Here is a 14378-nt window from a genome sequence, read left to right on the forward strand (position 1 = left end):
GGGTTTGAGTTTATTAGGTGGAGGTTTTCGGCAGGCAAATGGATTAAATAAAAATTGTTGGCTTGATCATTGCTTACAGCCATCCTCGAGCACCAGCACAGCCATCCGCCCGTTCATAAAGGAATAAGCAATGACCCAAATAAGACCATCCGTAACCGCACGCGGCCGCAAACCAAACCGGCCATTGCGTAAATCCCAAACCTGGCAGCAAGCGGCGTTAATTGTGCTGGGTACCGCGCTTAGCGTCTCGGCCTTATCAGGACCGAGCGTGTTCCCTACAGGCACCACACGCTACGACCCGGGCAAAGCGTATAACTCGTTTGTATTGTTCAGCGGCGGCGACAACATCGCGCATCTGATCGATTTAAACGGCAATTCCGTTCACGAATGGCCGGATGCCGCCAGCCACAGCACCCTTATCAATCCCGCCGTGAGCGGCGGTAAACTGGGACATGTATTTGTCACGCAGGAAACGACCGAAGGCAAAGGAACCGATCTGGTGCCAGGACAAGTGAGTAAGAAGATCACCAAAACCATCGCCGAGCTGGACTGGGACGGCAAAACCGTCTGGAGCTTCGGCGACAAAGCGCCTGGCGCCGCCGCGCAACAACATCATGACTGGGCCAGATTACCCAACGGCAATACCGTGGTATTGGCTAACCTCGTGCATCCGGTGAAAGGCTTTAAGCAACCGCAAGTGCTAGACGATGTGATTTATGAAGTCAATCCGGCAGGCGAAGTGGTCTGGAAATGGATTGCCTCGGAGCATTTGCAGGAATTTGGCTTTACGCCGGCCGAACTTAAATTGGTCCGCAACGCCGAGATTGCCGACTACCTGCATGTGAACAATCTAAAAGTAGTCGGCCCGAACCGCTGGTATGCGGCCGGCGACCAGCGTTTTCATCCCGATAATCTATTGATCGATGCGCGCAACGCTAATTTCATAATCATCATCGACCGCAAGACCGGCAAAGTGGTCTGGAACCTGGGACCGCACTACCCAGCCGCGTCCATCGAAGAACAACTGGCCCGCAAAGTACCGCGCCCGGTCGATCAAATCAGTGCCCAACACGATGCGCATATCATCCCGGAAGGCTTGCCCGGAGCGGGTAATTTACTGGTATTCGACAATCAAGGCATCGCCGGTTATCCGCCGGCTCCGGTGCCGCGCACCGGCGGTTCGCGGGTGTTGGAAATCGATCCGATCAAGAAAGAAATTGTCTGGCAATACACCGGCGAGAGTTCCGGCGGCCCCAGTTGGTCGTTTCGCAGCACGCATATCAGCGCCGCCCGCCGCCTGCCTAACGGCAATACCTTTATAGACGAAGGCCAGAGCGGCCGCTTGTTTCAAGTAACAGCCGACGGCGACATAGTCTGGGAATACATCAATCCTTATTTTCGTACCGGTAAGGACGCTGTGACCGGCCACGCCACTGCCAACAATTCGCTGTATCGCGGCCAACCGGTACCTTACGATTGGGTACCGGCCGGCACACCGCATAGCGAAAAACCGGTCAGCCCGCCGGAATTGAGCAAATTCCGAATACCGGCAGTTCCGGCTTTATAAGGTAAAGATTTTCATGCAAACAACCGTGGGTTTCGGAGTATCCGGTAGTGAGGTTTGGCAGACGGGTTACTGCCATTAAGTCAAAAGGAACAGACACTGAGCAACCGGATACCCCGAAACCCATGGCGGCAACTTTCTATTTTTTGGAGATTCAGATGTTACATACACGTATTCGGCCGCAGTTATCGCTACTGACCTTGGCAGTCGCATTTTCCTTTACTTATAGCTCGGCGGCAGCGGTGGAACTTGACCCCAAAGCCATTTCCATCCAATTGCCGGACCAAATTAATTGGGTCGCAAATCCCAGCGGGTCGGAAAGCGCGGTACTGGTCGGCGATCCGAACAAACCCGGCCTGTATGTGGTGCTGAATAAATGGAAGGCTCATCACAACAGCAAGCCGCATTCGCACCCAAACGACCGCTTCATCACTGTGATTTCAGGCACTTGGTGGGTTGGCACCGGCAGCGATTACGACCCCGAGCATTTGCAACCGGTACCGGCGGGCAGCTTCGTCACCCATTACGGTAACGAAATCCATTACGACGGCGCGAAGGACGAAGACACGGTTTTACAGATTGTCGGCATCGGTCCGGCTACATCGACCCCGGCACCTGCAAAGTAAGGTATTGCGATGCCGGCACCCCGCTACAGGTGAGGTGCCGGAAGGAACTTGGCGAAGATTACTCTTCGCCTTCTTGATAAGCGACGGCCAATTTCCGCTGGCTATTAGCCAACATGCCGTACAACCCCAGCTTGTGCCGCAAGACATTGCGGCTAATATCCAGCAAACGCGCGGTTTGCACTTGGTTTTCTTCGCAAAACTCGAATGCCGTGCGAATCACGGTTTCTTCGATGATGTCGAACAACTTGGGCGGCGCTTGTTCGCACAAACGCAGTAGCGAACTTTCCAGCGAAGAGGTGGAAACCACCGGCCCGCTCTGCGAGACTCGTACCCCCGATAACTTAAAGTCCTCCGGACGCAAGCGATTGCCTGGGCAGACCAACAAGGCCCTATGCACCGCATTTTCCAACTCGCGAATATTGCCGGGCCAATCGTAATTTAACAAGGCCAGCTCGGTGGAAGGCGATAATTTGATTTCACCGTAGCCCAAGCGGTCGCCGTAGACTTTCAGAAAGTGCCTGGCCAAGGGCAAAATATCGCCCGGCCGTTCCCGCAACGGCGCCAAGTGAATCGCCGCCACATTGAAACGGTAATACAGGTCGGCGCGAAAATGCGACGCCGCCACCGCTTCTTCCAAATTAACATTGGTAGCGGCGATGACTCTGACATCCACCGGCGAAGGCGTCCGCGAACCCACCTTTACCACTTCCCTTTCCTGCAATACCCGCAATAATTTCGCTTGCAAGCCCAGCGGTAAATCGCCGACTTCGTCCAGAAACAAACTGCCTTTATTGGCGGTTTCGAACCAACCTTCTTTTGTATTCAAGGCGCCGGTGAAAGCGCCTTTTTCGTGGCCGAACAATTCGCTTTCGATGAGGTTTTCACTGAGTGCCGCGCAATTTAGAGCACCGAACGGTCCTTTGGCGCGCTTACTAAGTGCATGTACATGCCTGGCCACCAATTCCTTGCCGGTGCCGGTCTCGCCGATGATCAGCACTGTCGCATCGCTGGGCGCGATCCGCTCGATGTGCTCCAACAGTTTTCGTGAAACCGGATCCTCAAACACCATCGCCGTGGCCCGCACCGTGTGCGACAGCTGTCGTAATTGCAATTCGTCAAATGCCAATAATGTCATACGGTTTCCCCTGTACTGCGAGCAACGATGCCGTCACTCAATAATATATCCATGAAAGATCTTTTCCTAAGATGTCAAAAATAGTGATTCGTCGCGGCATCACAAGTTAACTGCCGATACGCAAACGCCGAACAAAAATCAGCCTTACCGTGCCCAAAGTCAGTCCACAAACTGCCGCCTTCGCTGAGCACAGGCCAAAAAAAAGCCAGCAGTCCTTTGGGGACAAACTGGCTTCCGGCGGTCCGGTCAGCAGAAGTGGATGTTATGGAGACAAAATGCTCGGATAATAACAGCGAGATACCAGGCTCCAAGCATGGTTCATGCCACTTCGTATTTACAGCACATAATAAAGGATTACGGGTTTTTGCGAAACACCAATGTTGCCACAGCAACATAATCTGTTGTTTAAGTGTTGATATATCAACACATTTCCATGAGTCTGAATTTACTTGCGAAGCATTGGCCTTTTTCGCGCTAATCCAATTGAGTCGGGCTTTTTCGACAAGCCCAGTCAGCCGAAATCGTTCGCCAAACATGCCTGCTATGTTTCGACCTGTTCGTATACCAGCAGCATTTGCTGACGCCATGCTGATAAATCAGCATTTTTTTGGATATTTGCCGTTAACCCGCATGCTTCCATGTTCGGTAACTCAAACGGGTGTTGTTGATCTGCCTGGAACACAGGGGTAATTTGGCGTATTCCAGCAATCACCCAGCATATTGGCCCTTATCTTGCTGAAAACCACACTGGAAAAGTTAAGTCAATATTCGCAAGCGACTTACCTAAAATCGGCAACTTTTAACTTTGGAGAAAAAAATGGGCTTGAGCGTTCCCCACTTATTAGTAGTTTTAGCAATCGTGGTCTTGGTGTTCGGCACCAAGCGCCTGAAAAATGTCGGCGCCGACCTAGGCGATGCGATCAAGGGATTTCGTAATGCTGTAAAGGAAAGCGAAGACGCCGAAGACGCCAAAGCCATCACTCAGCTCTATCAGCAGGAATTATCCAACGAATTGATAAGTGAAACTGACCGCACCAAGGCTTGATACGTCGGGTTGCGGCCTCAGGCTAAAGACGCTCAGACCAGCGCCCTGTTGCCAGAGCAGCAGCATTTGATCGCCGTCTGTTCGGCTAACAACAGCTTAGAACATTTACCCGGTAAAAATTATGCTGCTGATTCTCACCTGAGCCCAAACGCATGCAGTGCACTATGCTTCGAAAAATCTGTGCAGATTGATTGGTATAGCACTTGCTTAAGACAAACATTAAATTGCCTTTGCCGGAAAAACGATAGCTTTAAAACCGGCCGGACCTCGCTAACCAATCGGATCTCCCGAGAAATCCATGTGGATCGTTAATATTGCTTTACGCCGCCCCTATACCTTTATCGTGGCGGCGCTGTTGATTCTATTGTCTACCCTCTATGTGCTGCGGAAAATGCCCACCGATATTTTCCCAACCATCGATATTCCGGTGGTAGCGATGCTGTGGCAATACAACGGCATGACCGCCAAGGAAATAGCGGACCGCTTAACGACCACGGTCGAACGCTCCATGGCCTTGATCGACGGCATAGAACACAGTGAATCTTTGTCTTACAGCGGCGCGGCCGTGGTTAAAGTATTTTTCCATCCAGGCACCGACATTCGCACGGCCATCGCCCAGGTGATGTCCAGCAGCAACTCGGTTTATCGCTCACTGCCGACCAATGTCGCACCGCCGCAAGTCATTCAATATTCGGCCGCCGACCTGCCGCTGGTGCAATTGGGCATTTCCAGCAGCACCGTCCCGGAAACCGATGTCAACGATCTGGTGAATAACATCGCCAGAACCGCATTGCAATCCAAGCCCGGCGTGGCAATGACTAATCCGTTCGGCGCCAAAAGCCGGCAAATTACGTTGGATGTCGATGCGCCGGCTCTGTTGGCGCGCGGACTGTCGCCCGCCGATTTAAACGATACCCTGGCCGCACAAAATCTGATTTTACCCACCGGCACCGTAAAAATCGGCAGTAACGAATACGATGTCAGCCTGAACGGGGCAGTGGCCGCGATTCCGCGTCTGGCCGACCTACCGGTTCGCACTGTGAACGGCGTTACCACGCTGGTCCGCGACGTAGCGACAGTGCGCGACGGCGCGGCGCCAGTAACCACCATCGCCCGCCAAAATGGCGAGCGTGGCATTCTGACCTCAATTTTCAAAGTCGGTCGCACCTCGACCCTGGAAGTAGTGGAACACGTCCGGCAAACCATTCCGAAAATGCTGGGGATGATGCCGGAAGGCATCAATATGCGTTTGATGTTCGACCAATCGTTGTTCGTGAAGGCCGCAATCGGCAACGTGCTGCACGAAGCACTGATCGCCGCCGGCCTGACCGCCGCGATGATCTTGCTGTTTCTGGGTAACTGGCGTACCACCTGCATCATTGCGGTGTCGATACCGCTGTCGATTATGTGTTCCTTGATTGCTTTATATTTAGTCGGTGAAACCATCAATCTGATGACGATGGGCGGTTTGGCTTTAGCGGTGGGGATATTGGTCGACGATGCCACCGTGGAAATCGAAAACATCGAGCGGCAAATGCTGCTGGGCAAAAACCCTCATCAAGCCATACTGGACGGCGCGGCGGAAATCGCGATGCCTGCATTGGTGTCTACCTTATGTATCTGCATCGTGTTTGTGCCGATGTTTTTCCTGTCCGGCGTGGCCCGTAGCCTGTTTGTGCCGATGGCGGAAGCGGTGGTATTTGCCATGCTGGCGTCTTACGTTTTATCGCGCACCCTGGTGCCGACGCTGGTGATGTATGTCATGTCCGATCATCATGGGCATACCGATGCGCCACCAACCAACGCACTGGCGCGCGGCTTTCAACGCCTGCATCACGCCTTCGAGCGCGGCTTCGAACAGTTTCGCGGCCACTATCTGATCCTGGCCAGTCATTTACTCAAACACCGCTTGCGCTACAGTTCGGCGATTTTAGGTTTTTGCCTGGCATCCCTGGGTCTGGTGCCACTGCTCGGAGAAGATTTGTTTCCGGCGGTGGACGCCGGGCAGATTCGCCTGCATGTCCGTGCGCCGTCCGGCACCCGCATTGAGGAAATGCCGCAACAGATCGATGCGGTGGAAAAAGTCATTCGCGGCATCATTCCAGCCGAAGAAATCGCCGATCTACTGGACATCATCGGCGGCCCCTACAGCACCCGGAACACCTTGTTCGGCAATTCCGGCACCGTGGAAACCGCCGACACCGAAATCATGATTTCGCTGCGACCAAGCAACCATGCCCCCAGCGCCGACTATATCAAACGCCTACGCGCGGAACTGCCCGGACGCTTTCCCAACCTGGAATTCTTCTTCCAACCCGCCGATCAGGTCAGCCAGACTTTGAATTTCGGCGTGCCCGCCCCTATCGACATCCAGTTCATCGGCGGTAAACCCGACGAAGTGATGCCGCAGGTCATCGCCTTGCAAAATCGCTTGCGGCAAGTTCCCGGCATCGTCGATGCGCACATTTATCAACGCATGAACCGGCCGGCGCTGGATTTGGAAATGAATCGCCAGCAATTGCAGCAACTGGGTTTGTCAGCTCGGGATCTGGCGCAAAATCTTTTACTGACCCTGAGCGGCAGCATGCAAACCGCGCCGTCATTCTGGCTAAATCCGGCCAACGGCAACTCGGTGAATATCGGCGTGATGGGTAATCCGCTGGACTTGGATAATCTGGATGCCTTGCTGCGCACGCCGGTCGGCGGCGGTAACGGCCAGCCGCAATTGCTGGGCAATCTGGTCAAACTGAAACGCACCGTGTTACCGGTCGCGGTAACGCATTACAACGCCAATAATGTGTTCGATATTTACGCCAGCGTCGAAGGCCGCGATTTGGGTTCGGTGAGCCGGGAAATCGAAACGCTGGTTGCCGACAGCCGCGGCCATTTGCCGCGCGGCGTCGAATTGAGCGTGCGCGGCCAAATCGAAACCCTGAAAAGCTCGTTCACCGGTTTGGGAGCCGGCTTGGCCGTGGCGATTGTGCTGCTGTACCTGTTGCTGGTGGTGAATTTTCAATCCTGGCTGGACCCGCTGATTATCGTCAGCGCCCTGCCCGCTGCCTTGGCCGGCATCGCCTGGACGCTATTTTTAACCGGCACCACGCTGAGTATTCCAGCCTTGACCGGTAGCATCATGGCGATGGGTGTAGTGACCGCTAATAGCATTTTGTTGGTGTCGTTTGCCCGTACTCGCTTGGCTGATGGCGTACCACCGGTGACGGCCGCTTTGGAAGCTGCGGCCACACGGCTCAGACCGGTACTAATGACCGCCTTTGCGATGATCGTCGGCATGTTACCGATGGCTATTGGCTGGGGCGAAGGTGCCGAACAAAATGCGCCGCTGGGCCGCGCGGTAATCGGCGGCCTGGCCTTTGCCACCGTGTCCACTTTACTGTTCGTGCCGCTGGTTTTTGCCGGCACTCATCGCTGGCTGGCGCACCGACTTTCGCATCGTACAAGCTTTGTAACTCCCTAAAATCTTATGAATAGCATCCCTTCATCGCCCTTTGCGCGACCGGCTTCCGAGCATTCGCACCGCACCCTGCTGGTAGTAAAACGGCTCGGTTTGGGGCTATTGTTATTGCTCCTGCTGGCGGGCGCTTGGCGCCTGGCGCAGAACCTGCGACAAGCAGAAACTTTGCAGGCACAAACCGCGGCCAGCCAACAGCGCAGCGTCATCGCCGCGCATTCAAGGCCCGGCGAGGCAACCCGCAAACTGGTATTGCCTGCCAGTTTGCGCGGCAACACCGAAACCCAACTCTACGCGCGCAGCAACGGCTACTTAAGCGCCTGGCACAAGACCATAGGCGATCAGGTCAAAAAAGGCGACCTGTTGGCGGTTATCGACGTACCCGAGCTTGAACAGGAACTGGCGCAATCGCGCGCCGCGCTGGCCCAGGTCAAAGCCCGCTTGGAACTGACCCGCACTACCCTGCAACGCTGGACGCAATTAAACGGCACCGACAGCGGCACGCAACAGGAGTTCGACGAAAAACGTAGCGCTTTCCTGCAAGCCGAAGCCGATTTCTCAGCCGCGCAAGCCAACGTTAAACGCCTGGAAAATATCGAAGGCTATCGGCGCATCGTCGCGCCGTTTTCCGGGGTGATTACCCGTCGGGCGGTCGATGTCGGCAGCTTGATCGTGGCGGGCAGTCAGGAGTTATTTGCCTTGACCCAAACCGACCCGTTGCGGTTGACGGTTTGGGTGCCGCAAGTCTACGCGGACGACATCAAAGCCGGCCAGGAAGTCTCGGTCAGAGTACTGGATTCGCAAGGCAAACCGGTTAGCGCCCATGTGGATCATGTCGCCGGGGCATTAGACCCGGTCAACCGCTCTCGACAGGTGGATATTACCCTGTCCAACAAGGACGGTAAGTTACTGCCCGGCTCCTACGTGGAAATCTCCATCAACGTCGCCGGCAAATCCAGCCCCTTGGTGGTGCCGGCTAATGTGTTGGTGATCGATCAAGCCGGTCCGCATGTGGTAGTGGTCGATGCGGAACATCACGTGGCGTTTCGCCCCGTGAAACTGGGCCGCGACTTTGGCCGTGAGCTGGAAATATTGGAAGGCATCTCCGCCAGCGATACCTTGGTCGCCAGCCCCTCTGATCTCTTGGTGGAAGGCGAAACCGTGAGCGTGGTGGAAGCTCAAGCAAAGCCGGCGGAGCAACCCAAGGACAAAACCGCCGGCAAATCGTGAAACATTTCAGTAATCCGTAGCAGGGCGGACCATCCGCTTACAATACCCAAACGGCATGTGACGCTGGTCTCATGCCGGCTTGCCGGTCCGCCGGGTGATTTATTTTTGTCTACACCCTCTTAGTGAAAAGTTTTTTGGGGAAATAGGCATCATCGCTACGAACCGGAGTTTAGGGCTGAGGATGGCAATTGCATCGGTACAAATGCCACGCCTTTGTCCTCAATCTTTGGCCCCAGAGGCTGAAAGCCCAACCGAACATAAAACGGCACAGAGGGCAGCGAGGCATTCACCGTGAAGGTCTCCGACGGGCTTGCGGCCAACGATAACGCGATGGCGCGCAACGCCAATGCCGTGCCGATACCTTGGTATTGGCAGGCAGGCGCAACAAACAGATGAAACAGATGCCGGGCATCGCGGACGGCAACGACGCCGGCAAGCTTACCGTTTAGCCAACCCACGAGATAAAGAAAATTGGCATTGTTGATGTAGCTGCCAATCGCTTGAGGGCTGATGCTCGAATAAAACAACTCGGCACCGTCGCCAGTTGGGGAAATCGTACAACAGTTGGCAACACTGCAAATCAGTTGGCTGACGCACTCGGCATCGGTCGCGACGGCGGGACGAATAATCAACGGCGAGTTTGTCGTCATGGCTCGGTAGCGGCAATGTCCGGCAAATTCTGGTAAACCAGCTCAACGGTCTGGTTTTCGGTTAAGGCTTTGACGACAGCCGGCAAAGGTTCCGCCAAGATGCCGGGCAAATCCTGCTCCAAGGGACTCATGATCGGAAAGGCCAATTTCTCCAGCGGCGGGCAAAAGCCAGCCTCCACGCCGGGCTTGTTGCCGCGCGCATCAACCCGGTACCAACCGTGTTGCGGCAGGTAAACTACGTTCAAACCGTGCAGGCAGAAAGGCGGCTGGTCGCCGTCTATCGTCAATCGCTGGTAACACAGTCCAGCCGGAATACCGTTGGCGCGCAACAATGCGGCCAACAAATGGCTTTTGGCATAGCAGTAGCCGGTACCGTGGATTAACACCTCGGAGGCTTTACAGGTCACCGGGTTCAGCCGGTAGTCCCAGCTATGCTTGATTTGGTCGCGGACGAATTCGAAACAGCGCTTGGTGATTGCTACCTCATCGGCGCTGCCGTCCGCCAGTTTTCCGGCTTGGGCGACGATGGCCGGATGTTGGCTATCGATATAAAGACTGCTGCTGAGGTAAGGCTTCATGTCCGGCAAGCGCTTTACCGCGCGTTGGATTTTGGTTAACACGCCGGTCAGTAATGAAACGATTTCCGGCGCGGCCAACAGTTCCGCTTCGCTGATATTGGTACTCGGCAACGCCAAGGTGATCGAGGCAGCTTCTATCAGCGTGGCTGACATGGTGACCAAGGTTTCCCGGAGCGCGGCATCGGCGTGGTGGGCGCGCGGCGCGGCGTTCAATACCGCCACCGGTTTTTCAGCAAAGCCCTCAAATGCCACCAACCAATCCAGCGCATTTTTGACGGTGCCGGTAACACCGTGGGCATATTCCGGGCTGGCGATCAGCAAGGCATCCGCCGCGGCCACTTCGTTGCGCAAGTGCTGTGCGACGCCGGGAAGCGCGCTTTCCAAATCCGGATTGTATAAGGGCAAGTCGCCAAGCCCAGAAAACAAACGAACTTCGATGGGGGCCGGCGCTAAATACTTCACAGTGCGCAGCACAGCGGAATTAATGGACGCCGCCCGTAAGCTGCCGGATAAAGCCAATATTTTCATGGCAATGCTAGATGTTGAATGTCAGGGAAAAGTGGTGGCTGCTCAGTCGAAAGCCCTTGTTAAGATACAAACGATGGGCATGATGACGCTGATAGCCGGAATCCAAATGCACACCCGGACAGCCGTGCGCTTGCGCATGTTCGATCAGCCAATCGAGCAAGGCGCCGGCGAAGCCTTGCGACGTTTCGCCGCTTAGCGTGGCTAAATCATCAATATACAAAACTTTGCCCCAGGCCAAAAACTCGGCGAAACGAAAACCCGCCACGCTTTTAACCGTGCCTTGCTGTCTAACAGCCAGAATTTGGTAGGACTGCGTTTGCTGGCGGCGAACCTGGGCCAGAAACTGATCCGCCTCAATATGCGGGCGCAACTCGTGGAACACCGGAAAACAGGCTTGAATTTCGGCGTCGGTATTGGCAATAAATATATCGAGAGTCATGGGGTATCGCTTAACAAACAAAAGGATGGCCGTTGGCTTAAAAGAGCATTTCGATTTTTGCTTTCAGCGCCGAGACTCAAGAGGGGGCACACCTGTCCAGAGACATCATTTGCTCGCGCCTGACGCCTCTGTCCGCTTGGCCCGTGAACCGTGGGCGCTGTTCATAAATACGATAGCTCCGATAATGATCGCCGACGCACTCAGGATGCGCGGCGTGAGCGGTTCGTTCGCGAACCAGTTGCCTAACAACACCGCTACCAGCGGATTGACGTAAGCGTATGTCGCTACCAGCGGGATCGGCGCATTCTGCAGTAGCCAGGCGTAAGACGCGAAACCGATCATAGAGCCGAACACTATCAGATACGCCAAGGCCAGCCAGGAGTTAAGCGATACCTGGGACAGGTTGAAAACACTCCATTGTTCGCTGAGCGCACTGACAAGCAACAAGGCAAAGCCGCCGGCCAGCATTTCCGCACCGGTTGTCATCAGCGCCGTCTTCGGCAAATCCGCGCTCTTGCTGTAGATTGAACCCACGGCCCAAAGCAAACTGGCGAGCAGTAGCGCCGCTACACCGGGCATGTTTAATGGCATACCGTCCGAAAACACCGACGGACCGACCAGCAGGTAAATTCCCAGGAAGCCTATGATAAGGCCGACCAGTACGCGTAGCGTCGGCCGGACGCCGTTAGGTCTGAGTGCGTCGGCAATCACCAGAAACATAGGCACGGCACCGATGATCAGCGCGGCAACGCCGGACGGGACGGTTTGTTCGGCCCAACAGACCAAGCCGTTGCCGCCGAGCAATAACAAAATACCGACAATAGCGGCCGAACGCCACTGCCTTAAGGTCGGCGCGGCATCGCCGGCCAAACGCCGCCAGGCCAGCAAAATGGCGCCGGAAACCACAAAACGCAATCCGGCCGACAAAAATGGCGGCAAGGTCTCGACCACAAAGCGAATCATCAAATAAGTCGATCCCCACACCAGATAAACGGCCAACAACGCGGCCCAAATCTTCGCCTTCATTCTGTAAACGCCTGACTAATTACAGTTTCTACGTGCTCCTCTGCCAGCCAAGGGCGTAACGACCAGGACGTATATTTTTTGTTGCCAATAATTGAGGTGGGTGCCATGAAACAGCCTATCGGTTGGAAAATCGGTTAAAGCGTATCGAAGCTTTGCTAAGACATGGGTTGCCCACCGGGACAAAGGTTTGTAACCCGCCATGCATCCGGTAATGACAAAGCTTATGCGGTGATAAAACGTCCATGCGTGTGAAAATGTTGAAGAATGCCAATTGTTTGAGAGTCTGTTAGACCTAAAGGGTTTGCTTATTTTTTCCGCAATAAATATCCGGAATAGGCGACAAAATCTTGGCCATTGATCGTCTCCAGCCGAACGGTTTCCTGCATGCCTCGTCCCAGCCCAAGAATGACGGCTGCATTTTCCGATACCGGTGCAATGGGAAAAGTCAGATTATTCATGTCGAAAGTGGGGATGGAATACTCCAGCATCAAAAAACCGTCCCGTTCGCGTAGCGCGCATTTTTCCGGAACCATCGCCGCACCTTCGGCAAGATTCACAATCTCGTATTCGCCCAGACGGCTACGCATGGAGTCGGGAATCGCTACCGGTTGAATTTTCTCGCCCAACACAAAGGTTTGGCCGTGCCAATGGGCCAGCGCCAGGTCATGACCGTCGACATGGCGCACCGATACGCCCACTTCGGTCAGTTGCTTGGGTTGTAGCGGTATCAATCCCAGCAGCTTGTAGCGAATGCCGAATTTGCCATCATCCCTGCCGACCAAATCCATGCTGCTGCCGTTCAACTCGGTGGACAGGGTATCGCCATCCGCCGTTAACTTGATGTAGCCCAGCGCGGTTGCATATTGCCCGGCCGCCAACTGCTGTTCTTGCGGGGTTAAGCCGCGGGTTTCGACCACGGGTGTTTCGGTTTCCTCCGGCGGCGGCATACCGGTTTTTATCGCAACCGCCAGTTTTAGGGCTTTATCGGTGACTTTGTCGATCAAGTCGCCGGTGGGCGGGGAATTCGCCAACACGACCACGCCCAGCTTGTGTTCCGGCAGCACCGTCAGCAAGCTACGATGAAAAAGCGTGGCTCCGCCGTGTGCGGCGACATCGCCGATACCGGGCTTGCTGGTCAAGAACCAACCCAAACCGGTTTTGGTGCCCACATCCAGCGCCACATCCTGGTTTTGCTGGCGCAGCATTTCATGCAGAGTTTCCGGTTTCAATATGAGCCGGCCATTGGTTTTGCCGTCCGCCAAGACCATGGCGATAAAGCGGCTTAGGTCCAAGACATTCGCGTTCAAGCCCCCGGCCGGCATATCGCGCAGCGCCACTTCCGTCTGTTCGTGATCATTTTTATAGGCTTTCGAGGCCAGTTCCCCCTCGATGCCAAGCGAAAAAGCCGCATTCGTCATCCCGAGCGGTTTTAACAACTGACGGTCGGCATAACTGCTGAAATCCTGGCCTGTAAGCCGTTCCAACATCGTCCCTAATAAGGTGATGCCCAGATTCGAATAGGCCCAGATACGATTGGGCGGATAAGCGACGTATTCGTCTTTCAGCATGCCGACAAGCTGACTGAACGGCGCCGGAGTTTTAGTCCACATGCCATTGCCTCTATCGCCCGGCAAACCGGAATGATGCGTCATGATATTGCGTGGCGTTATCGGCCCGGCCTCCGGGAAGCGGCTTTTGATGGCGAAATTTGGCAGATAGGTTTGCAACGGTCGATCAATATCCAGTTTGCCTTGCTCGGCGAGTTGCATCACCAGCGTATCGGTGAATAGTTTGGAGATGGAGCCGACTCGATAAACCGTTTCCGGTGTGGCGGCAATCTGCTTGGCTTGATCGGCGTAGCCGAAACCTTGCGACCAGACGACCTGTTGATCGTCCACCACGGCAATACTCAAACCTTCCACGTCCTGTGCGGACATTTCCTGTTCAATCAGCCAGGCAAGATGGGCTTTGAGGTAACTGTAATCACCGCGTTGTACCGTATCCGGCATTAGCGGCGGCGAACCGGCGCAACCGCTTAGCACCAGCAATATCGCGCTTAAATATGTCAAATAGGTTTTCATCTGGTCC

12 protein-coding genes are annotated in these 14378 nt (G+C 54.9%); 5 read left to right on the forward strand and 7 right to left on the reverse strand.

Translation table 11 applies throughout. From position 1 onward, the window contains the following. Positions 1 to 130: 130 nt before the first annotated feature. Both METH11B_RS0104215 and METH11B_RS0104220 read left to right on the forward strand, forming a co-directional pair. Positions 131 to 1567: an arylsulfotransferase family protein gene (locus METH11B_RS0104215; RefSeq protein ID WP_026600941.1), complete on the forward strand. Its 1437-nt coding sequence runs from the start codon at positions 131 to 133 to the stop codon at positions 1565 to 1567. Between the two features lie 155 nt (positions 1568 to 1722). Continuing rightward, complete coding sequence (locus METH11B_RS0104220; RefSeq protein ID WP_036276843.1) at positions 1723 to 2190, forward strand: cupin domain-containing protein; 468 nt, start codon at positions 1723 to 1725, stop codon at positions 2188 to 2190. A 58-nt stretch (positions 2191 to 2248) separates the two neighbouring features. Here the strand turns inward: METH11B_RS0104220 and METH11B_RS0104225 are convergent, their stop codons facing one another. Together METH11B_RS0104225 and METH11B_RS0104230 are read right to left on the reverse strand one after the other, a co-directional pair. Then, positions 2249 to 3325, reverse strand: a complete 1077-nt coding sequence (locus METH11B_RS0104225; RefSeq protein ID WP_026600943.1) for a sigma-54 interaction domain-containing protein — start codon at positions 3323 to 3325, stop codon at positions 2249 to 2251. A 74-nt stretch (positions 3326 to 3399) separates the two neighbouring features. Further along, positions 3400 to 3912, reverse strand: coding sequence for a hypothetical protein (locus tag METH11B_RS0104230; RefSeq protein WP_026600944.1), 513 nt, complete (start codon positions 3910 to 3912; stop codon positions 3400 to 3402). A gap of 230 nt (positions 3913 to 4142) precedes the next feature. Here METH11B_RS0104230 and tatA point away from each other — a divergent pair, with 230 nt between their 5' ends. The 3 genes from tatA (at position 4143) to METH11B_RS0104245 (ending at position 9069) form a co-directional block, all read left to right on the forward strand. Further along, complete coding sequence (gene tatA, locus METH11B_RS0104235; protein ID WP_026600945.1) at positions 4143 to 4370, forward strand: twin-arginine translocase TatA/TatE family subunit; 228 nt, start codon at positions 4143 to 4145, stop codon at positions 4368 to 4370. Between the two features lie 298 nt (positions 4371 to 4668). Then, on the forward strand, positions 4669 to 7845 hold the full coding sequence (locus METH11B_RS0104240) for an efflux RND transporter permease subunit (RefSeq protein ID WP_026600946.1): 3177 nt from the start codon (positions 4669 to 4671) through the stop codon (positions 7843 to 7845). Positions 7846 to 7851: 6 nt separating this feature from the next. Continuing rightward, positions 7852 to 9069 (forward strand): efflux RND transporter periplasmic adaptor subunit, encoded by a 1218-nt coding sequence (locus METH11B_RS0104245; protein WP_026600947.1) that lies wholly within the window; start codon positions 7852 to 7854, stop codon positions 9067 to 9069. Between the two features lie 155 nt (positions 9070 to 9224). On the opposite strand, the gene METH11B_RS0104250 is transcribed toward METH11B_RS0104245, so the two are convergent. The 5 genes from METH11B_RS0104250 to METH11B_RS0104270 all read right to left on the reverse strand — a co-directional run bounded on the left by METH11B_RS0104250 (position 9225) and on the right by METH11B_RS0104270 (position 14371). Beyond that, entirely contained in the window at positions 9225 to 9719 is a 495-nt protein-coding gene (locus METH11B_RS0104250; RefSeq protein ID WP_026600948.1) for a GNAT family N-acetyltransferase, read from the reverse strand. Continuing rightward, entirely contained in the window at positions 9716 to 10825 is a 1110-nt protein-coding gene (locus METH11B_RS28340) for an NAD(P)H-dependent oxidoreductase (RefSeq protein ID WP_026600949.1), read from the reverse strand. The genes METH11B_RS0104250 and METH11B_RS28340 overlap by 4 nt, the downstream gene beginning before the upstream one ends. A 7-nt stretch (positions 10826 to 10832) precedes the next feature. Then, the gene (locus METH11B_RS0104260; protein WP_026600950.1) at positions 10833 to 11264 is read right to left on the reverse strand and encodes a GNAT family N-acetyltransferase; all 432 of its coding nucleotides are present in this window, start codon (positions 11262 to 11264) and stop codon (positions 10833 to 10835) included. Positions 11265 to 11369: 105 nt separating this feature from the next. Continuing rightward, entirely contained in the window at positions 11370 to 12290 is a 921-nt protein-coding gene (locus METH11B_RS0104265) for an EamA family transporter (RefSeq protein ID WP_026600951.1), read from the reverse strand. 305 nt (positions 12291 to 12595) lie between these two features. After that, positions 12596 to 14371 carry a serine hydrolase domain-containing protein gene (locus METH11B_RS0104270; protein WP_026600952.1) on the reverse strand — a complete coding sequence of 592 codons (1776 nt, stop codon included), beginning with the start codon at positions 14369 to 14371 and terminating at the stop codon, positions 12596 to 12598. Positions 14372 to 14378 lie beyond the last annotated feature (7 nt).

Origin of the sequence: Methylomonas sp. 11b (genome assembly GCF_000515215.1) — a bacterium.
Taxonomy (GTDB): Bacteria; Pseudomonadota; Gammaproteobacteria; order Methylococcales; family Methylomonadaceae; genus Methylomonas.